Genomic DNA, 24,844 nt, shown 5'->3' with positions numbered 1-24,844 from the left:
GTGCTCAGTCCCATTCCAACCCACCACGCCTGATCTCGTAGAAGTACGCCACGCCCAGCACGATCAGAAAGATCATCATCGCGGCGAAGCCGAACACCCCGAGCGCGTCGAAGGTGACCGCCCACGGGTACAGAAAGGCGACCTCGACGTCGAACACCAGAAACATCATCGCGGTGATGTAGTACTTCACCGGGAACCGGCCGCCGCCGGCAGCGGCCGGCGTGGGGTCGATGCCGCACTCGTAGGTGTCGTACTTGACCCGGTTGTAGCGACGCGGCCCGACGGTCAGGCTGAGCACCACCGACAGCACCAGAAAGCCGCCGGCGAGCGCCATGATGCCCAGAATCGGTATGTAGGGACTCATCACTGCCTCCGTCGATTCATGCTGCGGGCACCGCCCGTGACAACGAGTGGATCACCCGGTCCATCCAATCACCATCTTTGGTGTCATAAAGGTGGGCCAGCAACTTGATGGTGAATCGCATCAGCACCGGCCGGGGCAGCCCGTAGCGCACGCACAGGTGCATCACCTGCGGGTGCTCGATCAGCTTGACGAACATCTGCCCCAGCCTGAAGTAGCCGCCCCACTCGGCCGCCAGCCGGGCCGGGTAGCTGTTGAGGGCCTTCTCGGCGCCGGGGGTGCCGACGCCCTCGGCGTGGGCTCGCACGATCGCCTCGGCCGCCGCCTCGCCGGCCTCCATGGCGTACGGAATGCCCTCGCCGTTGAACGGCGACACCATGCCGCCGGAGTCACCGACCAGTACCAGTCCGCGGGTGTAGGCCGGTTTGCGGTTGAACGCCATCGGCAGCGCTGCCGAGGCGATCGGACCGACCTGGTTGTCGGGGCTGAAACCCCACTCCTTCGGGGTGTTCGCCAGCCAGGTCTGCAGCAACTCGCGGTAGTTGAGTTTTTGGCTCTTGGCCGTGCTGGCCACGGTGCCCAGCCCGACGTTGCAGGTGCCGTCGCCCATGCCGAAAATCCACCCGTAGCCGGGCAACAGGTTCGACTCGCCGGGCTTGCCGTCCCACAACTCCAGCCACGACTCCATCCAGTCGTCGTCGTGCCGGGGCGAGGTGAAGTAGGTACGGCAGGCCACACCCATCGGACGATTGGCGTTCTTCAGCAGGCCGAGCGACTTGGCCACCGGTGACGAGTTGCCGTCGGCGGCCACCACGATCGGTGCGGTGAAGGTGCGTCCGTCCTTGGTCGTGACGCCGGTGACCCGATCGGTGCGCTCGTCGACGACTGCGCCGGTGACGTTGGCCTGCTGGTACAACGTGGCGCCCTTGGCGACGGCATGGTTGGCCAGCAATTCGTCGAAGTCGGCGCGCTTGCGCACCAGCCCGAACGAGGGGAACTCCCCCAACGTCGGCCAGGGCAGCTCGAAGGGTTCGGCGCGGCCGCCGTGCACCCGCAGGCCCTTGTTGTGCAGCCAGCCGGCTTCTTCGCTGACGTCGATGCCCAACCGCAGCAGTTGCTTGGTGGCCCGCGGGGTCAGCCCGTCGCCGCACACCTTGTCGCGCGGAAAGGTGCCCTTTTCGAGCAGTGCGACGTTCAGGCCCTGATCGGCCAGCCAGCAGGCGGTGGTCGCGCCGGCGGGGCCCGCCCCGACGACGACGACGTCCGCGTGCTCGTCGGACATGCTGCTCCTCGTCGCTGGTCGTTTTGCCGGGTGGGCTCCGCCAGTCTAGGCACGAAATGACACGACAGCCATTCGAGGGGCGGGCGTGGAAGGTGGCTAAGCTTCGCGGGTGATCTCTGCCCCTCCGGCTGCCTACACAATTGCCCGAACAGTGCCTATTAACGACCCGGGAATGTTGGAAAAATACCTTGTGGACGGCTCTTCCGTGGCGTGGATCAGGCACGGCGAAGGCATGGTCGGATTGGGGTGTTACGCATGCACAGACGTCACCTCGCCGGCCGAGGCTGACGCCTGGTGGAGCACCCTGGTCGAGGGTCTCGATCACCACTCGCAAATGCCCGGCGTGGCCGGCTCGGGGCCGCTGGCGTTCGGCTCGTTCACCTTCGACCCAGACCACACCGAGGCGGTGTCACGACTCATCGTTCCGAAGGTGATCATCGGACGACGGCAGGGGCAGGCGTGGCTGACCGTGCTGGGTGATGGGGTGTCGCCGGTCGAGATCCCGCCGCTGGTCGAACTGGTCGAGACCCAGTTGGTGGAGCAGGTCGAGACCTCACCGCTGGTCGAGCTCGTCGAGGCCCTGACCGCCGCCCGCCCCACTGCGCCCCGGGCGCCGCGGAGCGTCCGGATCGAGGTGGACGAGGCCGCCCAGGCCCGCTGGAAGGAACGGGTGGCCGAGGCCGTCCGTCGCATCGAGACCAATGGGCTCGAGAAGGTGGTGCTGGCGCGGTCTGTCACTGCGCGGGCGTCCGAGCCGATCGATGCGCGACACCTGGTCGACACTCTGGCCCGCGACTACCCGAGCTGCTGGACGTACTGCATCGACGGCCTGGTCGGCGCCTCGCCCGAGATGCTGATCCGCCGGGAGCGCGGGCTGGCCACCTCGCGCATTCTGGCCGGCACGATTCGGCGCAGCGGGTCGGACGAGACCGACCTGAAGCTGGCCTCCGCCCTGGCCCGTTCGAGCAAGAACCTGGGCGAGCACGAGTTGGCGGTCGCCTCGGTGGCCGAGTCGTTGGCCCCGCTGTGTTCGGGCATGAACGTGCCCGAGTCGCCCTACGTGCTGGAACTGCCCAACGTGCTGCACCTGGCCACCGACGTCACCGCCGTGGCGCACAAGAAGGCCGGGGCTTTGCGGCTGGCTGCGGCGCTGCACCCGTCCGCGGCGGTCTGCGGCACACCCACGTCCGTCGCCCGGGCGGCGATCGCCGAGCTCGAGGGCCTCGACCGGGGCCGCTATTCGGGTCCGGTGGGTTGGATCGACGCGCGCGGCGACGGCGAGTGGGCGATCGCGCTGCGCTGCGGAATCATCGACGCCGACGACCCCCGCCAGATCAGGCTGTTCGCCGGCTGCGGCATCGTCGAGGGCTCCGACCCCGACGAAGAGCTGGCCGAGACCCAGGCGAAACTGGTGCCGATGGTGAACGCGCTGCTGGGCTGAGCCGTCGTTGGTCGAGCCGTCGTTGGCCGAGCTTGTCGAGACCGTCCGGCCGACATTGCGCAGGTTGTGGCTCATTGCGCAGGGTGCACCATGCGCAATGAGCCACAAAGTGCGCAACGTCGGCGCCGGATCGGATCACCCACGTACAAGCCGATCCCCCGGTTCGCCCGCAGGCACTGGGAGGCGAAGTCAGCCCCGGCCCATCGCACCCGCGGTCGGGCAGGTGAACCGCCGGGCGGCTGCCAGGCCGACGTCGTTCATGTGCCGCACCACGATCGCGAGCGCCTCTCCCAGCCGATTCTCGGTATACGGCACGCCGTGCTCGCGGCAGTGGGCGAGTACGAGGCGCCGAGCATTGAACAGATGGGGTCGGGGCATGCTCGGGAACAGGTGGTGCTCGATCTGGTAGTTCAGCCCACCCATCAGCACGGTAACGAACCAGCCGCCCGAGACATTGCGCGAGGTGAGCACCTGCTTGTCGAGAAAGTCAAGCCGCGAGTTTGCCGGCACGATGCGCATGCCGATGTGGTTGGGCGAGAAGGTGATGCCCATGTACAACCCGAAAACCAACACCTGAACGCCGACGAAGGCGAAAGCCATGCCCAGGGGCAGCAGCCAGAACACCAGCCCAAGGTAGAGAACGAACCTGGTGCCGAGCAGAGCGAGTTCTGTCGCCCGTCCCTCGACCCGGCCGCGGCCGAGCAAGGTACGCACCGACTGGCTGTGCAGGTCGAACCCGAGCAGCGTGAGCAACGGAAAGAAGAGCCAACCCTGGCGGCGGGTCAGCCAGCGCCTCAAACCGCGGCTCTGGGCAGCGTCGTCGGTGGTGAAACTGGCGAAGTCGGACTTCAGGTCTGGGTCTTTTCCGACCTTGTTCGGGTTGCCGTGGTGACGGGTGTGCTTGGTCATCCACCACGTGTAGCTCATGCCGACGAAGAAGCTCGCCAGTACCCGTCCGAGCCGGTCGTTGGCCGGACCCGAGTTCAGCACCTGTCGGTGGGACGCCTCGTGGCCGAGAAAGGCGAACTGGGTGAAGATCACGCCCAGCGCGGCGGCGATCAGCAGCGTGAACCACGAGTCTTTCAGCAGCACCAGCCCGGTGAAGGCCCCGCCCAGGGCCAGCAGCAAAACGCCGAACACCGAGTAGTAGAACCACCGCGTACGCGCGTTCAGCCCCTGCTCGCGCACGGCCGCGGCGAGCTCGGTGAAACTTCGCGTGCGACGCGTGATCTCGTCGCGCGCCCGAGGGCGAGAGGTCGTGGGCGGCGTGTCGGCATCGATAACAGTCATGGGCTCGCATCTCCACCGGTCCATTCAAGTAACCCGGGCGGCGCCTCCAGAAACGGTGTCTCCAGTTTAGTCGGTCCCCGAGCACCCTGGCGCACCACCGATCTCACTACCGATATTCGCCGCCCGCCGACCCCGTCGAGGCGGCAAGGGAGTCCGTGCCGCTACGCCTCGTCGACGTTGCGCAGGTCGTGGCTCATTGCGCAGGGTGCACCATGCGCAACGAGGCATAAGGTGCGCAACGTCGACGCGGTCAGCGGGTTGCCGCGTTGTCGTGACGGGATCGGGCTCGCCCAGACTGGACTGTCGAGGCACTTGCCGGCGGCCGTTCAGCGACTTGGCCGCTGCACCTTGATCTTGTCGCCGGACGACTTCTTGGCTGCGTCCTGCTCGCGCTTGAGTTGCTCCTGCTGGGACTTCATCTCGTCCATGTTGAACGTGCCGCGCAAGAAGACGAACGCCACGCCGGCCAGCGCGAACGACCACAGCGGCGAGCCGCCCAGCATCACCGGGGCGGTGATCAACGCCACCATGTCGATGCCGCGAAACAGGTTGAGAATCAAAGTCGGGGGCACCGCGCCCGACTCGGTGGCCACCATCGGGCTGTTGAAGTCGACCTTCTTCGCCGTCACCCAACGGACGGCCCCGAGCCAGCCCGCGATGCCGGTGATGAGCGCGATAGCGACGCCGTCGAGCACGCTGCGCTCGGCTCCGCCCGAGGTGATGCCCACGAAGGCCGGCACGGTGGCCACCTGCCAGGCCAGGGCCAGCAGCAGCGGCACCACCATCGCGACCGTGCGCACCTGCGAGGTGCGGAACGGAAACATGCGGGCCAGGCCGCCGGTGCGCGACAGCACCCGCAGCATCGACATGAACGGCACCAGCACCACGACCAGGATCAGGCCCGAGATGAACGGGTTGAGCGTGGTCATGCCCAGAGCGTCCAAGGCGTAGGGGGCGACCACCGACGCGGCCAGCCCCACCAGCGGCCTCGGGAACCGGGTGAGCCGCTGCAGGTCGCGCCACAGCAGCGCCTGCAGGCCCACCCCCCGGCCGGGGGTCGGGTTGACGTGGCCAAGCTCGACGGCGGCCCGCTCGACCACGATGTCGCGCACCAGACCGAAGTCGAGCGCATACATGGCGCCCTGCATGCCCGCCACCAGCGAACCGCCCGACACGAGCCGCGCCCGGCGGATCTGATCGAGCCGGCGGCGGGCCGCCAGCAGTTCGACGATCAGGAGCACAAGCCCGAGCGCGGCCGCGACGGCGGGCACCAGCAGCGACGTCTCTTGCGGCAGCGAGAGGGTCAGCCAACCGGCCGCCACGGCCACGGTGAGCAGCAGGGTGGCCAGCGCCAGGGTGGCCAGCACGGTCTGCACCAGCCGGGTCAGCCGCACGCGTTCGCGGGTCTGTTCTGCGGCGGCGAACGCGGTCACCCCGGCCGCGCCCAGCCCGTCCGCCAGGGCCCACAGGGCGATCTCGAGCGGGCTGGAGCCGCTCAGCGCCGCGGTCAGGGCACCCAGCACCGCGGCGATCAGGCCGAAGGCGAGCACGGCCAGCCGCAGCCGTCCGCTCAGCAGCCGCGAACGCTCGATGGGGGCGTCCATCAGCCAGAAGCCTTCGGCGGCCGACACGAGCACCGGCCCGAACAGCCGGCTGACGCCCAGGGCCAGGCCGAGCAGCGCGAACCAGGTGGCCCACGGCACCAGCGTGCGGGCCGACTGGCACGACAACTCGGCACAGCCGGCCATCGACGACTGCGCCTTGAGCACCAGGTTGGTGATCATGGCGCCGATCATCACGATCGTGAAGATGGCCACGTAGGCGTTCTGAATGGCTTCGCCGATGGTTCGGGTGGCGCGACCGTGCCGCCACTGCTTCATCGCCTCGTGCAGGTCGCGCTCGTCCACCGGCTCGGGGGCCACGTCGGGCAGAAACCAGAACGTCTGCTCGGGTTCGGCCGGCTCGACGACCGCTTCGGGCGCGGACGGCTCGGGCTTGCTCTGCGCCGCGTTGATCAGCTTGCGGGACTTCTTGCTCACCCGGCGACCTCGTCGACGGCCACGGACTCGCCGATGCGCACGATGCGGGTGGCCACGCTCTGCACCAGTTTGGGCTCGTGGCTCGCCATCACGATGGCCAGCCCGCGGTTGCGCTCGGCGGCCAGCCGGGCGGCAAGCCACTCCACGCCCTCGACGTCGAGCCGCTGCTCGGGCTCGTCGAGCACCAGCAGCCGGCGCGGGCGGATGAACGCGGTGGCCAGCGCCAGCCGGCGGCGCTGACCGGACGACAGCGTGCCCGGCAACTGCCCCGACTGCGGCACCAGCTGCACCTCGTGCAGCACCTCGTCGACTGCCTGCTCGGCGTCGGCGATGCCGTGCGCCCGGGCCAGCAGGTCGAGGTGCTCGACCACCGAAAGGTCGGGAAAGAAGTCGAGGTCGTCGATCACGGTGGCCACGGCGCGACGCACCTCGGGATTGGTCTCGCTCATGCGAATGCCGTCGACCTCGACGGTGCCCTCGTCGGGCTGGTCGGCACCGACGATGCAGCGCAGAATGGTCGACTTGCCGGCCCCGTTGCGTCCGGTCAGCGCGATCGCCTCGCCCTCACGCACCTCGAGGTTGAAGTTCTCGACGATGACGACCGGGCCGAACGACTTGCTCATCCCAGCCACCTTGAGCACCGTGCTGCGTTTGGCCATGGGCCCGATTCTCCACCACAACGAAAGATTGCTACGCATCGTCCGCCGGGTCGGTGAGTGTCGGTGCGGCGTGGCAAGCTAGCCGCCGTGGTTGACACCGGACGAGCAAGGGCGACGCTGGCCAAGCGCAGAGCCGACGTGGCGGCGATGTTCGACGGGGTGGCGGCCCGCTACGACCTGGTCAACGACCTGCTCACCGGCGGGCTCGACCGGGGTTGGCGCCGGGCGGTCGTGGCGGCGGTGGCACCCGAACCCGGGCAGCGCATTCTCGACCTGGCCGCCGGCACCGGCACGTCGTCGAAGCCGTTCGCCGACGCGGGTGCCCTGGTGGTGGCGGCCGACCTGAGCCTCGGCATGCTGCAGGTGGGCGCCGAACGGCAGCCGCAGCTCACCTTCGTGAACGCCGATGCGCTGGCCCTGCCGTTCGCCGACGCGGCGTTCGACGCGGTGACCATCTCGTTCGGGCTGCGCAACGTCGAAGACACCGACGCCGCTCTGGCCGAACTGCGCCGGGTGACCCGGCCCGGCGGTCGCATCGTGATCTGCGAGTTCAGCACGCCGACCTTCGCGCCGCTGCGCTGGCTGTACGCCAACGTCGCTCTGCGGGCCCTGCCGCTGATCGCGCGACTCAGCGCGAGCAACCCGATCGCGTACGAGTACCTGGCCGAATCGATTCTGGCCTGGCCGGCGCAGCGTCCGCTGGCCGACAAGCTCGCCGCGGCCGGTTGGCGCGACGTCTCGTGGAAGAACCTCACCGGGGGCATCGTCGCCCTGCACCGCGCCGTGGCCTGATGCAGTCGTTCACCCTCGACGCCTACGCGGCGCGCAGCTGCCCGGTCAAGACGCACAACGCGTTTCACCCGGGGCTGAGCGTGCCGACCAGGGCCGACGAGAGTCTGCGCGAGGTCTTTCACGGTGGTGTGGCGTTCGAGGCCGAGGTGTTGCACGAGCTGTTGCGCGGCTTCACCGGCTCGGTGCTCGACGCCCGGCTGCTCACCGACCTGCCCAGCGCTGAGCAGGAGCAGATCACCCTGGCCGCGATGGCGGGCGGGGTGCAGGTGCTGATCGCCCCGCTGCTGCCGCGCGACGTCGACCAGCACCGCAGCGGGCGCCCCGACCTGTTGCTGCGCGCCGACGACGGCGGGTACCACCCCGCCGAGATCAAGTTCCACCGGGTCAGCGACCCGCGCCGCGAACCCGCCACGCTGACCTGGTCGAGCCTGGCCGACCCGCTGACCAGGCACGAACTACCCGGACGGCGGTTTCGGCACACCTGGCGGCTCAACGACCTGCTGCAACTGGCGCACTACCACCGCATGCTGCAGCGCATCGGACGTGCGTCGGGGCGTCCGTTGGCCGCGGTGGTGGGCACCGACGACATCGAGGGCCTCGGCCGGGTGCTCTCGTGGGTCGATCTGGGTCTGCCCGTGGTGCCGCCCAGCCCGCGCGACCTGACCGACCCCTACGACGTCGAATCGGTCTCGGCGTTGGAGCGCTACGACAGCGAGCACGCGTTTCGGGTCGAGTTGGCGCTGGCCGCCTCAGCGTTGGCGCCCGGCGACCCGCCGCTGCTCGAACCCATCGCGAACCGCGAATGCAGCTGGTGCCAGTGGTGGGACGTCTGCCGCCCCCGGCTGGCCGACGACGACCTGAGCCTGCGCATTTCGAAGTCGCCGCTCGACGTGCACGAGATTCAGGTGCTGCGCGACCTCGGCGTGGCCACCGTCACCGAGTTGGCCGCCCGTGACGTGGACGCACTGCTGCCCGACTACCTGCCGCGCATCACCCACCGCATCGGGGCCGAGGAACGGCTGCGGCTGGCGTGGCGGCGTTCGGTGCTGATGGCCCGCGGGGTCGACTTCGACCGCGTCACCACGGGACCCATCGATCTGCCCGCCGCGACCGTCGAGATCGACCTCGACATCGAAACGTCCGTGGGTGATCGGGTGTACCTGTGGGGGTTTCTGGTCAGCGACGCCCGCGACGGTTCGCACTACTACCGGCACTTCAGCGCTTTCGAAGACCTCGACGACGACGCCGAGGTGGCCCTGGCCGAAGCCGCCATGCAGTGGCTGCACGACCTGGTCGACGGCGTGGACGCCCTGGTGGTGCACTACTCCGACTACGAGGTGGTGCGGCTCGACCGGTTGGCCAGGCGCAGCGGCTCACCGGCGCTGGCGTGGGCGTTGCAGTGGGGCAACACCCACTTCTTCGATCTGTTCACCGTGATTCGCACCCACTTCTTCGGCACCCAGGGTCTGGGGCTGAAGGTGGTGGCGTCGAAGGCGGCCGGGTTCGCCTGGCGTGACGCCACCCCCGGTGGGCTCAACAGCCAGGGCTGGTTCGACGAAGCGCTGGCGGGCGACACCGAGGCGATTCGGCAGGCGGCCAGGCAGCGCGTGCTCGAATACAACGAGGACGACGTCGAGGCCACGTGGCATGTGCGGCGCTGGCTGCGCGGGCTCGCTTAGCTCACCCGTTGTTGACAAGATGCCGTGAGGCGGACCGGCGTCGGAGGGGGCTCGACTCGAGAAAACCAGCCTCGGGCGCAGGCTCCCTCGGCGGCCAGACCCATCCACATCTCGAGTCGAGCCCCCTCCGCCACCTCCAGCCCTGCTCGTGGCCTGGGTGCGTGCGAGGGTCCCACTCGCTGGGCTATTGCTGGTTGACCAGTGCGTTGACGGCCTCGTTGAGCGTTCGACGGCCCGTGCGGTCGACGGTCACCACGACCACGTCGGTGCCGACGATCGGTGCCTGCAACGCCTGCTGCAGTTCAGCGGCCGTGGCCACCCGGCGCACCGGTACGCCGTGGGCTTCGGTCAGCAGAGCTACGTCTACGCCGGACGGCGTGGCGAAGACCCGTTCGAAAGCGTCCGCATAGAGCGCCTCGCCGTATTCGAGGGTAGCGAAGATGCTGCCACCGCCGTCGTCGGCCACCACGATGCGCAGGTCGGGTCGCCGCTCCCCCAAGCCAACGGCCAAGCCGTTGACGTCGTGCAGATAGGTCAGGTCGCCGCACAGCAGGGTGACCGGACGCCCCACCGCCGTGGCGATGCCGACCGCCGTTGACACCGTGCCGTCAATGCCGGCCAACCCCCGGTTGGCGAACACCTCGGCCGGGGTTTCGGCGGCCAGGTCGGCGTCGCGGATCGGTTGCGAACTGCCCAGCACCAGCGCGCCGTCACCCACGCAGGCGAGTACCTTCGCCGCCACCGCGGGCCCGGTGAGCGCCGACTGCGCCGCCAGCAGTCGGTCGAGCGCGTCGCCCACCTCGGCGTCGGCAGCCGTCCATTGCTCCAGCCAGTCGGGGTCGGCGTCGGCACCCTCGAACGCGACGCCCCGCACCACCAGGCTCGCCCGCCAGCCCGGGTCGACCCAATCGGCGTTCGCGCTCACCACGATCAACTCAACATCTGCCCTTGCCAGAAGGCGGTTGACCGGGCGTGACAGGGTCGGGTGCCCGAACACCACCACCCGCTCGACCTGATCGGCGAGCGCGCCGGCCAGCAGCAGCCGTCCGGTGCGCAGGGCCGCGCAGCGCGCGTTGCTGGACGGCTCTGCCACCAGCGGTAACCCCGCAGCGCGCGCCAGCCGGGCCACCACCGCGCCCACGGCAGGGGACGCGTCGCCGCAGATCAGCAGGGTGCGCGGGCCCGCGGGTAGCGTCACCGGTTCTGCCCCAGCCGCAGCCGGTTGCCGCACCGGGCGTACGACGGGCTGGTCCGAGTCGCCCACCAGGGGTTCGGCCAGTTCGACGTTGAGGTGCACGGGGCCGGGGTGGCGGCTCGCCGGGCCCGCTGCGATCAGGCAGGCCTTGGCGGCCTGCGCCGTCCACGACGCCGCGGGGGCACCCGAGGACACCCGGGCCGACCAGCGCACGAACGGCTCGAACAGCCGTGCCTGGTCGGTGGTCTGATTCGCTCCGAAGCCCACCAGCGCCGCGGGCCGATCGGCGCTGATCACCACCAGCGGCACCTGAGCGTGGTGGGCCTCCATGACGGCCGGCAACAGGTTGCCCACCGCGGTGCCCGACGTGGTGACCACCGCGACGGGCACTCCCCCGCCCTTGGCCAGGCCGAGTGCCAGAAAGCCGGCCGAGCGTTCGTCGTAGCGCACATGCAGCCGCAGCGACCCCGACGACTCGGCCCGGGCCAGCGCCAACGCCAGCGGTGCACTGCGCGAGCCGGGCGCCAGCACCACGTCACGGACGCCCTGCGCCAGCAGTTGTGCCACGATCGCTGCCGCGCACTGCGGTGAACTCATCCCGCCACCTCCCCACCGGCCGCCTCGACCGTCGCGCGACGTTGCCGCCACCAGAGGTCTGTCTGCGGCGGAGCCTGCCAGGCCTCACCGTCGGGGGCCACCCGACGCACCGCAAGCCGTCCTTCGCTCACCACGAGCGGGTCGCTGGTCACGTCCTGTTGCAGCAACGCGAGCGTGTTCAGCCCGCACGCGTACGGCAACTCGGGCAGCGCCGCGGCCAGCGCCACCCCGGCCGCGATGCCCACCGAGCTCTCCAGCGCCGACGACACCACCACCGGCAGCCCCAGTCGTTCGGCCAACTGCAGGCACCGCCGCACGCCGCCCAGCGGCTGCACCTTCAGCACCGCCACGTCGGCGGCCTGCAACCGCGCGACCCGTTCGGGGTCGCCCGAGCGCCTGATCGACTCGTCGGCGGCGATCGCCACGTCGAGCCCGGCGCGTGCCAGGGCCACCCGCAGCTCGGCGAGCTCGTCGACTCCGGCGCACGGCTGCTCCACGTATTCGAGCTCGAACCGGGCCAACTGCCGAATCGCCGTCAGGGCTTCGGACACGCTCCAGGCCCCGTTGGCGTCCACGCGAACCCGTCCACTCGGCCCCAGGGCGTCGCGGACGGCCTCGACCCGGGCCACGTCGTCGGCCAGGGTCTGCCCGCGCTCGGCCACCTTCACCTTGGCGGTGCGGCAGCCGCCGGCGGTGGCGTACCGGCCCGCAACCTCGGCCGACACGGCCGGCACGATGCTGTTCACCGGCACGCTGTCACGCACCGGTGTCGGCCAGGGCAGCGTGGCCGACTCGACCGCCGCGGCCCACCATGCGTCGATCTCGGGGCGCTCGTACTCGGGGAACGGACTCCACTCGCCCCAGCCCGCCGGGCCCTGCAGCAGCAGTCCCGTGCGGCTGGTGATGCCGCGAAAGCGGGTGGTGAGGTTCACCTGGTAGGCCACCGATCGCACGTCAGCGCCCGATCACCAGGCCGACGGCCAGACCCACCGCCGCGGCCAGCTCACCGATGCCGATCTGCTTGAGCACCCCGATCAGGGCCCGGCCGGTGCCACCGGCAAGCACCTCGCGCACGGGGGTGACCAGGAACGCCAGCATGGCCAGGCCGAGCAGGGCCCACGGCGTCGCCCAGGCGGCGACCAGTAGCACGCCCACCACGGCCAGCAGCACCAGCGCGGCGAAGAACCAGCGGGTGCCGCGATCGCCCAGCCGGGTGGCCAGGGTGCGCTTGCCGACCGCCGCGTCGCCGCGCAGGTCGCGCAGGTTGTTGGCCACCAGAATGGCGCAGGCCAAGGCGCCGATGGTCACCGCAACGGCCCAGGTGGCGGGGGTGGTGTGCCCCACCTGCACCAGCACCGTGCCGCCCACCGCGACCAGGCCGAAGAACACGAACACGAACAGCTCACCCAGCCCGAGGTAGCCGTAGGGCCGCTTGCCGCCGGTGTAGAACCAGGCCGCAGCGATGGCGGCGGCCCCCACCAGCAGCAGCCACCACAACTGGGTGATCAGCACGATGCCGAGCCCGGCCAGGGCCGCCACCCCGAAGCAGCCGAAAGCGGCCGCCTTCACCTGCTCGGGTCGCGCCACCCCCGAGCCCACCAGCCGCATCGGGCCCACCCGGTCGGTATCGGTACCGCGCACCCCGTCGGAATAGTCGTTGGCGTAGTTGACGCCCACCTGCAGGGCCAGCGCGACGACCAGGCACAGCAGCGCCGGCCAGAACGCGAAGCCGCCGGCGTGGGCGGCTATGCCGCTGCCGGCCACCACCGGTGAGATCGCAGCCGGCAGGGTGCGTGGACGGGCGCCCTCGACCCATTGCGTCGACGTGGCCACTCAGCCTCCTTCGGCCCACAGCCGCAGCAGGCCCGTCCGATCGATCTTGCCAGTGGACGTGCGGGGCAGGCCAGCCACGCGGCGCAGATCCCGCGGCACCGCCGCCGGCTGCAACGAATCGGCTAGCCGGGCGCGACATTCGGCCACGTCGATCGCTGCGTCGGTGAGGGCGACGATGCGGACGCCCCACCGCTCGTCGGGCACCGCGAGCAGGGCCAGTCGCGCCGGCCCGAACGCGGCGTCGGCGACCCGTTGGGCCGCGGCCAGGTCGACGTTGACGCCACCGGTGATCACCACATCGTCGACCCGGCCCAGCACCTGCAGCCGTCCACCGCTCCAGCGGCCGCGATCGTTGGTGCGCAGCGTCCGCCCGGTCAACGCCGCGTCAGTGGCGGCCGGGTCGAGCCGGTACCCGCTGAACACCGCGGGTGAAGTGATGGCGATGCGGTCGGCCAGGTCGATCGCCACCTGCACCCCGGCCAGCGGCAGCCCGTCGTACACGCAGCCACCACAGGTTTCGGCCATGCCGTAGGTGGCCACCAGATTCACCCCCGCGGACCGGCCACGTTGCAGCAGGGCGGGGGGTATCGCCGAACCGCCCACCAGTACCGCGTCGAAGCGGGCCAGATCGGCGGTGATCGCTCGATCATCCAGGGCGCGATGCAACTGTGCGGCCACCACCGAGGCGTAGTTGCGGCCCGGGTGTCGCGGCAGCGAGGTCAGGTCGGTGGGCACCACGCTCAGCCGGGTGCCGGCCAGGGCTGAGCGAGCCACGGTCATCACGCCCGCCACGTAGTGCAGCGGCAACGGGCAGACCCAGTGCCCGGGGCCGCCGAGCCGGTCATGGGTGGCGGTCACCGCGGCGCCGATCGCGTCCGCCGTCAGTTGCACACCCTTGGGGTCGCCGGTCGACCCGGACGTGCCGACCAGCACCGCCACGCCGTCGTCGAGAGGCGGGCCGTCCAGTTGCCACGCGGGGGGAAAGCCGTGCACGTCGGCGGCGACGGCCACCCCGGGGCCGCCTGAGAGTGCCTCGGCGACGGCCTTCGCGATGCCGGCACCGGTTGATCGTCTGCAGGGCACCCGTTCACCCTAATGCCGACCTATATTGGTGACATGCCGCGCATACTGCCGGTGCTGATTCTGGCGCTGCTGGTCATCTATTGCGTGGTCGAGGTGGCGCAGTCCGACCCCGACCGCGTCCGGCTCATGCCGCGCTGGCTCTGGGCCGTGATGGTGATCGCACTGCCGGGACTGGGTGCGCTGGCCTGGCTGATCTTCGGACGCCCCGTGCGCCGCCAACCCCCGCGCAACACGCGTCCCCCGGCCCCCGACGACGACCCCGACTTTCTGCGCGGATTGGGTGGGCCGCCGGGCAAACGGTGACCTGTCCCGGTGCTGGCCCGTTGTCACCCGAACTGGTGACAACTGAGAGTTTGCTGAACCACGTTTGTGTGGCACCCTCGTATGGTGCCGTCACCGATCCGCCCCGTACTCGGAGTGCTGGCTGCGGTGACCCTGAGCGCCGGCTTCGGCGTGGTGCCCCAGGCGCACGCACAGGTTCCCGCTGCTGCGCCGGTCGCGCCGCTCGACCGTGACGGTGAGATCTCGCGCGACGACAGCCGTCCGGCCCTGCTGCCCGAGGTTGCGCGGGCGCTCAACCAGCGGCAGGCCGAGCTCAACCAGGCTTCGGTCGAGATCGCGGTGGCCGAACGCACCCAGCAGGTGAACGAGTTCGCGAAGCAGCGGGCGAAGACCGAAGCCGCCACCCGCTACGCCGAACAGGTCGAGAAGCTCGGCTACGACCCCAAGACCACCGACCCTCGCGACATCGCCAAGGCCATGATGCTGAAGGTGTATGAATGGGGCGCAGATGAGTTCACCTGCGTCGACAAGATCTGGACGCAGGAGTCGAACTGGCGGTGGAACGCCGAAAACCCCACCTCGGGCGCCTACGGCATTCCGCAGTCGCTGCCGGCCAGCAAGCTCGCCACTGCAGGCGACGACTGGAAGACCAACCCGGCCACCCAGATCAAGTGGGGCCTGAAGTACATCAAGGATCGCTACGGCACGCCCTGCAGTGCCTGGGGGTTCAAGGCCGGTCACGGCTGGTACTGAGCCACCGCCAAGGTATGCCCTGACCCCCGGGGGCAAGCGTTGATCAACCGGCCGCGCTGGTTGAGCGTGTCGGAACCCTTACCGAGATGCGATCTCGACAAGCTCGATCAACAAGAATCAGCGCTTCCCTGAAGAACTCAGTTGCGTCGCTGCACCGGCGGAATGATGCCGTCCTCGATGGCCCGGCGCAGCAGGTCGAGCTTGTTGTTGGCCGGCCGGTCGACCTGGGTGTACTTCACCCGAATGCGCTTGAGGTACTCCTTGACGCTGTTCTCGGTGATGTACAACTGCTGGGCCACTTCGGGAATTTCGAGCCCTGCCACATACAGCGACAACACCTGCCGTTCGCGCGGGCCGAGGCTGGCCGCCACGTAGGTGGTGTCGGACTCGATGGCCGCCAGAATCTCTTGGCTCAGCACCATCTGGCCGTTCGCCACCGCCTCGAGCGCCTCGATGGTCTGCGCGATCGGCTCGGCCTTGCGGCACACCCCGTCGGCCCCACCGGCCAGCGCACGCCGCACCAGCCTGATGTCGTCGGCGATCGAGTAGACCAGAATGCGGTAGCCGCCCTCGGCGAGCTTCTCGACGTTCTCTTTGGGGTCGGAATCGTCGCCCAGTGATAGATCGAGCATCACCACGTCGGCGTCGACGTCGTCGGCCAGAAACTCATCGACGGTCTCGTGCGAACTGACCACCTTCACCTGGCCCGCGGTGTGCTGCTGCAGGGCCGCACCCACGCCCAGCCGAATCGCCTCGTGATCGTCGATGATCGCGGCACGGATCGGGGCTGGATCGCTCATGTCTTCCTCACTGTCACCGTGCCGGTCTCGTCAATCGTAGTCAGATTGCGTTCGGCGTCGACGGTGAGAATGGTGACTGCCTCGGAATAGCCCTCGGGTGCGGTGCGCGCCACGATACGTCCGCTGGTGGAGGTGCGCACGAGTTGCTCCAGTCGACGCAGCGTGGCCAACCGGACGGCCTCGGGCAGCCGCGACCCGCGGTTGTCGACCAGCACCACCTCGACGCCGCGTCCGCGGGCGGCCTGAATGGCGTCCGAGACCCCTTGCGAGACGAGGTTGCCGGCGCGCAACGCGTCACGCAGCCGGCCCTCGAGAATGCGGCAGTCGTCGCGCTCGGCCTGGGTGAGTTGGTGGGTCGGGTCGGCCAGGTTCTGCAGCAGCGGGCCGATCTGCTCGCGCAACTGGGTGAGCCACACGTCACGCAGCACCAGGTTCGAGAAGCTCTCGGCCATGGCCTGGGTGTTCTCGCGCGAGCGCTTGCGCACCCGCACCAGTTGCTCGCCGATCGAGCGCAGGCCGCGCAGCACCAGGGTGGCCAGCCCCAGCCAGAGCACGGGCCCGAAGATCTCTTGCAGCACCGCTGCCGGCCCGAGTTCGTGCGTGCGTGCCCAGTAGACGGCCTGCGCCACGAAGACCGCCAGCCCCAGCCAGGCGGCCAGTCGCTGGCCGCGCACCAGCACCGTGATCAGCAACGCCATGATCACGGTGCTGTGCCAGGTGGAGTTGGTGGGCATCTCGCCGATGGGCAACGTGGCGTGCACCAGATGCGCGATCGCCACCAGGCACACCACCACCAGGCCGGCCTCCAGCGTGGTCATCGGACGATCGCCGGCCTTGTGCAGTGCGATCGCGGTGGCTGCGATGGCCAACCCCTGGGCCACCAGCACCGGGCCCTGGTTGGGCATCGAGATCGCCGAGATCAACCCGACCACCACCTGCACGCCGACCACCAGCCAGACCAGAAACAGAAAGACCTCGACGCGCAGCACCGAACGTAACGCCTCGGACGCCCGGCGCCGCGAGATCGTTTCGCCCGCCTGCTGGTCGCGGCCGCTCCAGCGCAGGCTGACCAGCGTGCCGTCACCGGGGCGCGAGGTGATGTCGACCGTGCCGCCGACGCCCGCCATGCGCTCTCTCATCGACACCCGAATGCCGAACCGACCCTCGGGCACCTCGGCGGGGTCGAAGCCGCGGCCGTCGTCACGAACGTCGACCCGCACCCGCTGGTCGTCACCGACCAGCCGAGCCGAGATGTCGATCGTCACCTGGTCGGCCTCGGCGTGCCGGGTGACGTTCATCACGGCTTCGCGCGCTGCCTGCCCGAGCGTACTGGCCACCGACGCGCTGACGGCCACCGCGTCGCTGTCGGCGTCCACATTGACCGTGGCCTGCGGACACACGGCCTCGACCATGCCCTCGATCAGCCGGGCCAGTTGATGGGGCGACAGCGGCTGCCCCACGTCGGTCGGGGCTCCCGCTTCGGCCAGCGAGTCGAGCGCCGCCCCGGCCAGGTCGGCCACCTCGCCGCGCGGCTGGTCGGTCTGCACCGCCGCCACCAGGCTGGTCATCACCCGGTCGTGAATGATGCCGTCGAGCACGGTGCGGCGCTGGCTGAGCGCCTTGTCGATGGCCCGGTCGGCCTCGACGCGCTGAGATTCGGCGGTGGTGGCGTCCAGCTCTTCGACCGCCCCGGCGAAGAACTGAATCAGTAGCAACAGGGCGGTGGGCAGCACCATCAGGGTGAGCACGTCCTGCAGCGCCCCCAGCGGTGGGCGGGCGCCGCCGGCCGGCGTGAGCCGCACGAAACCGAACGCCAGCGACGAAACGGCGGCGTAGCCGAACCCCACCCCCACGGTGGTGGCCATCGCAGCGCACACGCTGGCCACCCCGAGACACATCCACAGCCACGGCGCTGCTTGCGCCGGGGTGTCGATGAGCCAGGCCAGCGGCCAGGTCAGCAGACCCACCAGAACAGCCAGCGCGTACGCCCCCGACAGCCACCGAACATCACCCAGTTGCCACGCGTACACCGGCATCAGCAGGCTGAAACCGACGATGCTGCCGCCGACCAACACCAGCCAGATCCAGTGCAGGTAGGGCAACTGGTTGAGTGAGATGAACAGCGCAGGCACCAGAATGGCCAGGCAGGTCATGCCCAGGGCGCGCGCCAGCCACAGCCGCAGACCGGACGCGGTCGCACCCCGCGCAGGATCAGCCCTGCCCAGGTTGCCGCCGCTTCTCACAAACGAAAACACGCGTCCCGGCACTCCGAACCATCGCTCGCACTGACCCGCGGCCCGCGCATGGGGGCTCTGCCCGGGACGAAATTCGGCGTTCCGGGACCGACCTGGCTCATACCCGTCATAGTGCCACTCCCGTCCGACGGTCGCCAGGCGGGTCCGTGACTGGTCACATCGCGAAGGTGTTGGTGAAGGCGTCCGTGGCCGTGACCGGGGTCTTGATCAGCTTTCCCGATTGCAGAAACTCAGCCATCTGAGCCCACTGCGTCGCGTCCAGGGCCGGGCCGAAGGTGCCGTCGTGCACGTCCATCAGGTCGATGGACGCCTGCAGCACCGCTTCGGCGTTGGGCCGGGCCGCGGCCGTCCACCCCGGAATCTGGGTGGCGGCGATGTCGATCGCCTTCGGCTGGTCGGCAGCGGTGGCCTCGATCGCGCTCGCCACCGCCTGCACCACCTGGCGGACGACCTCGGGGTTCTTCTTGGCGTACGCGGTGGTGGTGAGCAGGCAGGTGCTGACCAGGGGCACGGTGCCGGCGGCCACCGGCAGTGCGCGTGGGTTGGCGCCCGCGAGTTGCAGCTGCACCAGTTCGTTGGTGGTGAAGCCGACCACGGCGTCCACCTTCTTGGTGGTCAGCGCGGCGACCTGGGTGTAGCCGACCTCGACGATCGTCACGTCGGCCTCGGTCAGCCCGGCGGTGTTGAGCGCCACCTGGGCCGCCAGCCACGATTCGCCGTAGCGGCCGGGCACACCCAACCGCCGGCCCTTCAGGTCGGCCAGGGCCTGAACGGGTGAAGAGTCGAGTGCCAGCACCTGCACCGGAAACGACTTGTAGTAGGCGCCCACGGCGATCACGTCGACACCCTCGGCGCGCGCCTGCATGGCCTCGCTGCCGGCCGCCACCAGAAAGTGCTCGGCACCTGAGGTGAGCGCGTTGAACAGGCCCTCGGTGGCGCCGTGATGACGCAGGCTCACCTGGGCCGGCACCGGGTCGAACAGCTTGTCGTTGACACCCACATAGAACGGCGCGAACTGCACGTTGGGTATGTAGCTGAGCCCGATGACGGCCCGGCTGGTGGGCGCGCTGCCCGAGGCCGCAGGCGACCCGCTGGTGGTGGACGGGCCGGCGCAGCCCGCGGCGGCGAGCGCCAGAGCGGCGGTCAGCAGGGTTCGGCGGTGCATGGACGACTCCTTCGAGGCTTTGTTTCAGGTCAGGGCTTCGACGATGGCGGAGCGGCGCTCCCACCAGGTGATCAACGAATAGGCGGTGGCGGCGATCACGCACAGCCAGGCGATGGTGGCGAACATGCCGGTGGTGTCGACGGCGTCGCGTTGCACGGTGAGCACGGTGCCCAGGCCGCTGCCGCCCATCACCATTTCGCCCACCACGGCGCCGGTGACGCTGAGCGCGAAGCCGTTCTTGAACCCGCCCAGCAGCGAGGGCAGCGCCAGCGGGGCCTCGACGTGATGCAGCAGGCCGAGGCTGCCGGCGCCGTCCAGCCTGGCGGCGTCCACCACCTCGCGGGGCACCATGCGCAGGCCCACCACGGCGGCCACCAGAATCGGAAAGAACACGATGAGTGCGCAGAGCAAGACCACGGGCAGCAGGCCGTAGCCGATCCACAGCACGAGCAGGGGCGCCAGCGCCACCGCAGGAATGGCCTGGGTGGCGCCGAGAAACGGTTGGACGGCGTCCGAGAACCACGCCGAGCGGTGAATCGCCACGGATAGCGGCAGCGCGACGGCGGCGCCGATCAGGCAGCCGCCCAGGGCTTCGGCAAGGGTGACGGCGAGGTAGGGCCACAGGGCTCCGGTGATCAGGTCGCTCCAGAACCGCGCCAGCACCTTCGCGGGGCCGGGCAGCAGTACGGGTGAGGCGACGCCGGCCAGGGCCGTCCAGAGCGCCAGCAGGGCGAGCCCGAGCAGCAGGGGCGCGACGAGGCGCCTGGTCTGCGGGCTGATGCTGGTCATCGTCTCCTCCGGTTCGCTTCGCGACCGGGGGTCGGCGCAGGAGAATGCGCCGATCGACGGCGCACGCAGAAGCGGACGCCGCCCGTGCTGCCTCCCATCCGGACTTTCACCGTCGGTTCCGGAGTTTCACCGGATCAACCGTCGCATTGCTGCGACGGGTCGCGGACTGTCACCGCCGGTTCGGACTTACACCGACCCCGGAGCACGAATCGCCCTCATGGTATCTCAGGGCGGGCGGCGGGCCGTTGCGGTTCCGCGGTCGAGCTTGGGTGGTCGAGACGCTTCTATGTCTTGTCAAGGGTGGTCGTGTTGAGGTGTCGGAAGATTTGGCGGGCGATGTAGCGCTTGAGGCAGCGTCGGATTCGGGGTTTGGTTTGGCCTTGCTGTTTGCGTTTCTTGACGTAGGCCTTGGTGGTTTCGTCGTGTCGCATGCGGGTGTTCGCGATGGAGTTCAGGGCTGAGTTGAGTTGTCGGTCGCCGGTGCGGTTGAGGCGATGATCCTTGGAGTTGCCCGAGGAGATCTCCAGGGGGCAGACGCCGCCGATCTTGGCGAAGCCGGCTTCGTCATGGATGCGGCCGGGGTGAGACCAGACGGCGAGCACAATGGCGGCGTTGATGGGTCCGAGGCCGGGCAGGTCGAGCAGGGTTGGTTCGAGTTCACGCACGAGGGCGTTGATGGCTTTCTCGTTGCTGTCGAGGTCGGCGTCCAGGGTGTGGATGCGGGTGGCGAGGCGGTGCGCTTCGGTGCGGGCGATCCGGGCCAGGGTGGTGTCGGTGGGCCGCTTGCGCCAGCCCGCAATGAGGCTGATGTGGACCTTGTTGATTCCCTTGCGGGCATCGATGTCGAGGTTGTGGGTGCGTAGCAGCGCGGTGAGCTGGTTCTTGGAACGGGTCCGGTCGCGTCGCATGCTGTCGCGGGCGGTGAGCAGGATCTGCAGCGCGGCACGGGTATGGCCGGCGCGTCGGTCGGCGAGCCGTTCGCTGTCCTTGGGTAACGCGCCGCGGGCAGCGACCAGGGCATCGATGTGGTCGTTCTTGCCGCTGCCACGAGCCCGTTTCGGCGAGGGTGCGTCGACGACCCGGTAACCGCGTGCGGCGAGCAGCTCGGCTGCCTGGGCGCCGTAACTGCCGGTGCCTTCCATGCTGATCAGCACCTGGTCGACAGCTGGGTTGTCGTCAACACTGGTGCGGCGGCTGATCCAATCCACGGCCCGCAACAAGCCCGCGGCATGGGTGGGGAACTTCCCGTGGGTGATCTGGCCGCCGCTACGGGTCTCCACGATCGCGTAATGATGAGTGGCGGCGTGGGTGTCCACACCCACCACATAGGTGTAGGTATCTGCAACGATGGCCATCGGTGTCTGAGCCTCCTGTTTTCGGGATGTTGGGCATCGAGCCGGTCGAACCGGCGCGGCCATCCCGGGGAAAGAGTCACCCGTGGCGTTACTGTGATCGGTCACCCCGCCAAAGCGGTGGGACGGGCTTCTATCAGGCCAACGAGTGGGCCGGGATGGTCGGCCGGTTCTCCGTGCACGAGCCGGACAGATCTCGACCAAGACACCCCGCACAATTGCGGACGGTCAGCTTGTCGAAGGGTCACGACCCGCACACGAACAACCGGTCCCACCACCCTGCCAGCTAGCCCCAGGCCAGCCACCACCAACTCTCACAGCTTGTCGAGACCCCGTCATTCCGGCGAACGCCGGAATCTTCCACCACGATCGCGACACACTCAACGACGAGATCCCGGCGTTCGCCGGGATGACTGGGGCTGGCACCCGCCTATGGTGGCGTCCATGCGCCGCCCAGACCCCGTTCAAGCCGTGGTGTTCGACTTCGACGGACTGCTGGCCGACACCGAGAAGCCCTGGGGAGTGGCCGAGCAGGCCATGTTCACCAGCCGGGGGGTGCCCTACGGCGACACCGAGCGACACCTGTTTTTGGGCACCGCGGTGGCCGAGACGGCCCGCATCATGGCCGAGTACTTCGACGAGCCACAGCCGGTCGTGCTGGCCGACCTGATGCAGCGCGCCCGGGTGGAGTTGCGCCGCGACGCGCCGCCGATGCCGGGCGCCGTCGAGTTGCTCGGCCTGCTGCGCAGCCGGGTGCCGTACGCGGTGGCCAGCAACACCCCGCGCGAGTTGCTCGACATCTCGTTGAACGGCTCGGGGCTGGCCGCGTTGGTCGACATCGTCGTCGCCGGTGACGAGGTGCCGAACGGCAAGCCGGCCCCCGATGCCTACCTGCGGGCCTGCGAACTGCTGGGCGTCGCGCCCGGCGACGCGATCGCGATCGAGGATTCCCGCACCGGGGCCGCCGCCGCGCGGGCGGCGGGACTGTGGGTGGCGATGATTCCGTCCGGCCCCAGCGACCCCAGTGACGCGCACGCCTTTCTGAGCTCGCTGGACGACCCGGCGCTGCACGCCTGGCTCGCCCTTGGCTAAGCGGTTCCGGCACAGCCTGAACCACAGCTGAACACAGCAAAGGCACAGGTTCACGGCCTAGCGTCACTGCCGTAAACAGCTGAGGAGACGCGAAACGCATGTCAACCGATGAACCAAGCGCGGCCGCCGAAGGGCAAAGCGCAGACGTGACCGACCCGGCGACGGTGCCACCCAAACGGCGCCGTTTTCGTATGTCTGGCAAGAAATGGCTGTTGCTGTCAGTCGCCTTCGTGGTGCTGGTGGCGGCCGGCGTGGGCGGCTGGATGTTCTCGCGTTCGCGCAACACCGCGGCCAACCAGACCACGTCGCGCACGGTACAGGCCACGCTCGGCACCCAGACCCAGACGGTCAGCCTCGACGGCACGCTGAGCCCGCGCAAGCAGTCCGACGTCAACTTCGCGGTGTCGGGCACCATCACCACGGTGTATGTGAAGGCCGGCGACACGGTCAGCAAGGGCCAGAAGCTGGCCCGCGTCGACGACACCGACCTGCAAGACGCGGTGGACGTCGCCAGCGCCAACCTGACCACGGCCAACGCCAACTACGACGAGGTCGTCGACAACGACGGCAGCAGCGCGGCGATCGCCTCGGCCAAGGCGCAGGTGAGCTCGGCCAAGGCCGCCCTGACCAGCGCCAAGCAAGACCTGGCCAACGCGGTGCTGCGCTCCCCCATCGCCGGAACGGTGGCCGCGGTCAACGCCGACGAGGGCGACAGCGTCACCGGCAGCGGCTCGTCGTCGTCGTCGAAATCCAGCGGCTCGGGCGGCAGCAGTTCCTCCGGCAGCGGCAGCAGCTCGACGACCAGCACGACCAGCACCGCCCAGTTCAGCGTGATCTCAACAGCCACCTGGAAGCTCGAAGGCACCGTCGGCAGCGCCGACCTGGGCAGCCTGAAGGCCGGCCAGTCGGTCGAGGTCACGCCGTCCGGTGCCACCGAGGCGATCAAGGGGACGGTCGCCTCGGTCGGCATCGTGGCCACCTCGACCAGTGACGGGGCGGCGACGTTCCCCGTGGTGATCAACCTGTCGGGCACCCACAAAGACCTCTACTCGGGCACCACCGGCACGGCGGTGATCACCACCGGCAGCTACGACAACGTGCTCACCGTGCCCACTGCGGCGATTCGAACCGAGAACGGCAAGACCGTGGTCACCAAGGTGAACGGCACCGCCACGAGCACTGTCGAGGTGACCGTGGGCAAGGTGTTCGGCACCTACACCCAGATCACCAAGGGCCTCTCAGAGGGCGACAGCGTGCAGATCACCTTCACGCGCCCCAGCGGCACCAGCAGCAGCGGCACCAATAATCAGAACGGTGGCGGTTTCGGCGGCGGCGGCTTCGGCGGCGGCGGTCTCGGCGGCGGGCAGCCACCGGGCGGCGTTACCGGCGGAAACGGGCCGACGCGATGAGCACCATGCTGCACATGACGGACGTCCGTAAGACCTACGCCACCGGCGTGGTTCAGGTGGAGGCGCTGCGCGGGGTCGATCTGGACGTCGCCGAGGGCGACTACCTGGCCATCATGGGGCCGTCCGGCTCGGGCAAGTCGACGCTGATGCACATCATCGGCTGCCTCGACGTGCCGACCTCGGGCACCTACCTGCTCGACGGCACCGACGTCAGCCAGATGAGCGAGAAGCAGCTCGCCGAGGTGCGCAACCGCAAGATCGGGTTCGTGTTTCAGCAGTTCAACCTGCTGCCCAGCCTGACCGCCCTGCGCAACGTCGAACTGCCGCTGGTGTACGCCGGTGTGCCGGTGGCCGAGCGTCGCGAGCGGGCCATGGCCGCCCTCGACAAGGTGGGCCTGGCCGAGCGCGTGCAGCATCGCCCGGGCGAACTGTCGGGCGGTCAGCAGCAGCGGGTGTCGGTGGCCCGCGCCCTGGTCACCGACCCGGCCCTGCTGCTCGCCGACGAACCCACCGGCAACCTCGACTCGCATTCGACCGCCGAGATTCTGGAACTGTTCGCCGAGCTCAACGAGGCCGGCCGCACGATCGTGATCATCACCCACGAACTCGAGGTGGCCGAACACGCCAAGCGCCGGGCGTTCATTCGCGACGGCCTGCTGAACGCCACCGACGCGGTGCTGGGGGGCGTGCACTGAC

At 69.4% G+C, this 24,844-nt stretch carries 22 protein-coding genes and 1 riboswitch; of the genes, 8 read left to right on the top strand and 14 right to left on the bottom strand.

Going from position 1 to position 24,844, the window contains the following annotated elements; translation table 11 throughout:
* Positions 1-4: 4 nt before the first annotated feature.
* Entirely contained in the window at positions 5-364 is a 360-nt protein-coding gene (locus tag MPLG2_RS01560) for an NADH-quinone oxidoreductase subunit A (RefSeq protein WP_105184628.1), read from the bottom strand.
* Positions 365-380: 16 nt separating this feature from the next.
* A complete protein-coding gene (locus MPLG2_RS01555; RefSeq protein ID WP_105184627.1) occupies positions 381-1,643 on the bottom strand; it encodes a geranylgeranyl reductase family protein in 1,263 nt (420 codons plus the stop codon).
* Positions 1,644-1,833: 190 nt separating this feature from the next.
* On the opposite strand from MPLG2_RS01555, the gene MPLG2_RS01550 reads away from it, so the two are divergent.
* Positions 1,834-3,084 carry an isochorismate synthase gene (locus MPLG2_RS01550; protein ID WP_231935745.1) on the top strand — a complete coding sequence of 417 codons (1,251 nt, stop codon included), beginning with the start codon at positions 1,834-1,836 and terminating at the stop codon, positions 3,082-3,084.
* A 189-nt stretch (positions 3,085-3,273) separates the two neighbouring features.
* Here MPLG2_RS01550 and MPLG2_RS01545 read toward each other — a convergent pair whose 3' ends face one another.
* The 3 genes from MPLG2_RS01545 to MPLG2_RS01535 form a co-directional block, all read right to left on the bottom strand.
* Positions 3,274-4,374: a fatty acid desaturase family protein gene (locus MPLG2_RS01545; protein WP_105184625.1), complete on the bottom strand. Its 1,101-nt coding sequence runs from the start codon at positions 4,372-4,374 to the stop codon at positions 3,274-3,276.
* Between the two features lie 326 nt (positions 4,375-4,700).
* The gene (locus MPLG2_RS01540) at positions 4,701-6,413 is read right to left on the bottom strand and encodes a DUF6297 family protein (protein ID WP_105184624.1); all 1,713 of its coding nucleotides are present in this window, start codon (positions 6,411-6,413) and stop codon (positions 4,701-4,703) included.
* A complete protein-coding gene (locus MPLG2_RS01535) occupies positions 6,410-7,072 on the bottom strand; it encodes an ABC transporter ATP-binding protein (RefSeq protein ID WP_105184623.1) in 663 nt (220 codons plus the stop codon). Before MPLG2_RS01535 ends, MPLG2_RS01540 begins: the two co-directional genes overlap by 4 nt.
* A gap of 87 nt (positions 7,073-7,159) precedes the next feature.
* Here MPLG2_RS01535 and MPLG2_RS01530 point away from each other — a divergent pair, with 87 nt between their 5' ends.
* Together MPLG2_RS01530 and MPLG2_RS01525 are read left to right on the top strand one after the other, a co-directional pair.
* A complete protein-coding gene (locus MPLG2_RS01530; protein ID WP_269459162.1) occupies positions 7,160-7,864 on the top strand; it encodes a demethylmenaquinone methyltransferase in 705 nt (234 codons plus the stop codon).
* Complete coding sequence (locus MPLG2_RS01525) at positions 7,864-9,543, top strand: TM0106 family RecB-like putative nuclease (protein ID WP_105184622.1); 1,680 nt, start codon at positions 7,864-7,866, stop codon at positions 9,541-9,543. Before MPLG2_RS01530 ends, MPLG2_RS01525 begins: the two co-directional genes overlap by 1 nt.
* Positions 9,544-9,727: 184 nt before the next feature.
* Here MPLG2_RS01525 and menD read toward each other — a convergent pair whose 3' ends face one another.
* Genes menD through MPLG2_RS01505 form a run of 4 tightly spaced genes read right to left on the bottom strand, consistent with a single transcriptional unit; the run spans position 9,728 to position 14,251 of the window.
* Positions 9,728-11,335 (bottom strand): 2-succinyl-5-enolpyruvyl-6-hydroxy-3-cyclohexene-1-carboxylic-acid synthase, encoded by a 1,608-nt coding sequence (gene menD / locus MPLG2_RS01520; protein ID WP_105184621.1) that lies wholly within the window; start codon positions 11,333-11,335, stop codon positions 9,728-9,730.
* Positions 11,332-12,279 carry an o-succinylbenzoate synthase gene (locus MPLG2_RS01515; RefSeq protein ID WP_331826933.1) on the bottom strand — a complete coding sequence of 316 codons (948 nt, stop codon included), beginning with the start codon at positions 12,277-12,279 and terminating at the stop codon, positions 11,332-11,334. Before MPLG2_RS01515 ends, menD begins: the two co-directional genes overlap by 4 nt.
* Positions 12,280-12,289: 10 nt before the next feature.
* Positions 12,290-13,168, bottom strand: a complete 879-nt coding sequence (locus MPLG2_RS01510; protein WP_105184619.1) for a 1,4-dihydroxy-2-naphthoate polyprenyltransferase — start codon at positions 13,166-13,168, stop codon at positions 12,290-12,292.
* Positions 13,169-14,251 carry an AMP-binding protein gene (locus MPLG2_RS01505; protein ID WP_105184618.1) on the bottom strand — a complete coding sequence of 361 codons (1,083 nt, stop codon included), beginning with the start codon at positions 14,249-14,251 and terminating at the stop codon, positions 13,169-13,171. It lies immediately after the preceding gene.
* Between the two features lie 33 nt (positions 14,252-14,284).
* Between MPLG2_RS01505 and MPLG2_RS01500 the strand changes: the two genes are divergently transcribed.
* Both MPLG2_RS01500 and MPLG2_RS18890 read left to right on the top strand, forming a co-directional pair.
* Entirely contained in the window at positions 14,285-14,554 is a 270-nt protein-coding gene (locus tag MPLG2_RS01500) for a PLDc N-terminal domain-containing protein (RefSeq protein ID WP_105184617.1), read from the top strand.
* An 84-nt stretch (positions 14,555-14,638) separates the two neighbouring features.
* Positions 14,639-15,286 (top strand): aggregation-promoting factor C-terminal-like domain-containing protein, encoded by a 648-nt coding sequence (locus tag MPLG2_RS18890; protein ID WP_197710036.1) that lies wholly within the window; start codon positions 14,639-14,641, stop codon positions 15,284-15,286.
* A 137-nt stretch (positions 15,287-15,423) separates the two neighbouring features.
* On the opposite strand, the gene MPLG2_RS01490 is transcribed toward MPLG2_RS18890, so the two are convergent.
* The 5 genes from MPLG2_RS01490 to MPLG2_RS01470 all read right to left on the bottom strand — a co-directional run bounded on the left by MPLG2_RS01490 (position 15,424) and on the right by MPLG2_RS01470 (position 21,650).
* Positions 15,424-16,086, bottom strand: coding sequence for a LuxR C-terminal-related transcriptional regulator (locus tag MPLG2_RS01490; RefSeq protein ID WP_105184616.1), 663 nt, complete (start codon positions 16,084-16,086; stop codon positions 15,424-15,426).
* Positions 16,083-18,341: a sensor histidine kinase gene (locus MPLG2_RS01485; protein ID WP_105184615.1), complete on the bottom strand. Its 2,259-nt coding sequence runs from the start codon at positions 18,339-18,341 to the stop codon at positions 16,083-16,085. The genes MPLG2_RS01490 and MPLG2_RS01485 overlap by 4 nt, the downstream gene beginning before the upstream one ends.
* Before the next feature lie 154 nt (positions 18,342-18,495).
* Positions 18,496-19,506, bottom strand: a complete 1,011-nt coding sequence (locus MPLG2_RS01480; RefSeq protein ID WP_105184614.1) for an ABC transporter substrate-binding protein — start codon at positions 19,504-19,506, stop codon at positions 18,496-18,498.
* Positions 19,507-19,530: 24 nt separating this feature from the next.
* Positions 19,531-20,295, bottom strand: a complete 765-nt coding sequence (locus MPLG2_RS01475) for an ABC transporter permease (protein ID WP_105184613.1) — start codon at positions 20,293-20,295, stop codon at positions 19,531-19,533.
* 80 nt (positions 20,296-20,375) lie between these two features.
* A riboswitch (FMN riboswitch) is annotated at positions 20,376-20,505 on the bottom strand.
* 74 nt (positions 20,506-20,579) lie between these two features.
* Positions 20,580-21,650 (bottom strand): IS110 family RNA-guided transposase, encoded by a 1,071-nt coding sequence (locus MPLG2_RS01470; RefSeq protein WP_158680754.1) that lies wholly within the window; start codon positions 21,648-21,650, stop codon positions 20,580-20,582.
* Between the two features lie 441 nt (positions 21,651-22,091).
* On the opposite strand from MPLG2_RS01470, the gene MPLG2_RS18205 reads away from it, so the two are divergent.
* The 3 genes from MPLG2_RS18205 (at position 22,092) to MPLG2_RS01455 (ending at position 24,843) form a co-directional block, all read left to right on the top strand.
* Positions 22,092-22,739: an HAD family hydrolase gene (locus MPLG2_RS18205; protein WP_158680779.1), complete on the top strand. Its 648-nt coding sequence runs from the start codon at positions 22,092-22,094 to the stop codon at positions 22,737-22,739.
* 191 nt (positions 22,740-22,930) lie between these two features.
* Positions 22,931-24,148, top strand: a complete 1,218-nt coding sequence (locus MPLG2_RS01460) for an efflux RND transporter periplasmic adaptor subunit (protein ID WP_158680778.1) — start codon at positions 22,931-22,933, stop codon at positions 24,146-24,148.
* Positions 24,149-24,153: 5 nt separating this feature from the next.
* Positions 24,154-24,843, top strand: a complete 690-nt coding sequence (locus tag MPLG2_RS01455) for an ABC transporter ATP-binding protein (protein WP_425543096.1) — start codon at positions 24,154-24,156, stop codon at positions 24,841-24,843.
* Position 24,844 lies beyond the last annotated feature (1 nt).

The organism is Micropruina glycogenica, from assembly GCF_900289045.1.
Taxonomy (GTDB): Bacteria; Actinomycetota; Actinomycetes; order Propionibacteriales; family Propionibacteriaceae; genus Micropruina; species Micropruina glycogenica.
The sequence above is the reverse complement of the archived record's forward strand: the minus strand, read 5'-3'. Positions and strand labels throughout refer to the sequence as shown.

Excerpts from the sequence above, each read along its gene's own strand:
- MPLG2_RS01555 (WP_105184627.1), bottom strand. The coding sequence starts at position 1,643 with ATGTCCGACGAGCACGCGGACGTCGTCGTCGTCGGGGCGGGCCCCGCC.
- MPLG2_RS18205 (WP_158680779.1), top strand. The coding sequence starts at position 22,092 with ATGCGCCGCCCAGACCCCGTTCAAGCCGTGGTGTTCGACTTCGACGGA.
- MPLG2_RS01475 (WP_105184613.1), bottom strand. The coding sequence starts at position 20,295 with ATGACCAGCATCAGCCCGCAGACCAGGCGCCTCGTCGCGCCCCTGCTG.
- MPLG2_RS01460 (WP_158680778.1), top strand. The coding sequence starts at position 22,931 with ATGTCTGGCAAGAAATGGCTGTTGCTGTCAGTCGCCTTCGTGGTGCTG.
- MPLG2_RS01455 (WP_425543096.1), top strand. The coding sequence starts at position 24,154 with ATGCTGCACATGACGGACGTCCGTAAGACCTACGCCACCGGCGTGGTT.
- MPLG2_RS01545 (WP_105184625.1), bottom strand. The coding sequence starts at position 4,374 with ATGACTGTTATCGATGCCGACACGCCGCCCACGACCTCTCGCCCTCGG.
- MPLG2_RS01470 (WP_158680754.1), bottom strand. The coding sequence starts at position 21,650 with ATGGCCATCGTTGCAGATACCTACACCTATGTGGTGGGTGTGGACACC.
- MPLG2_RS01525 (WP_105184622.1), top strand. The coding sequence starts at position 7,864 with ATGCAGTCGTTCACCCTCGACGCCTACGCGGCGCGCAGCTGCCCGGTC.
- MPLG2_RS01480 (WP_105184614.1), bottom strand. The coding sequence starts at position 19,506 with ATGCACCGCCGAACCCTGCTGACCGCCGCTCTGGCGCTCGCCGCCGCG.
- MPLG2_RS01500 (WP_105184617.1), top strand. The coding sequence starts at position 14,285 with ATGCCGCGCATACTGCCGGTGCTGATTCTGGCGCTGCTGGTCATCTAT.
- menD (WP_105184621.1), bottom strand. The coding sequence starts at position 11,335 with ATGAGTTCACCGCAGTGCGCGGCAGCGATCGTGGCACAACTGCTGGCG.
- MPLG2_RS01535 (WP_105184623.1), bottom strand. The coding sequence starts at position 7,072 with ATGGCCAAACGCAGCACGGTGCTCAAGGTGGCTGGGATGAGCAAGTCG.
- MPLG2_RS01560 (WP_105184628.1), bottom strand. The coding sequence starts at position 364 with ATGAGTCCCTACATACCGATTCTGGGCATCATGGCGCTCGCCGGCGGC.
- MPLG2_RS01490 (WP_105184616.1), bottom strand. The coding sequence starts at position 16,086 with ATGAGCGATCCAGCCCCGATCCGTGCCGCGATCATCGACGATCACGAG.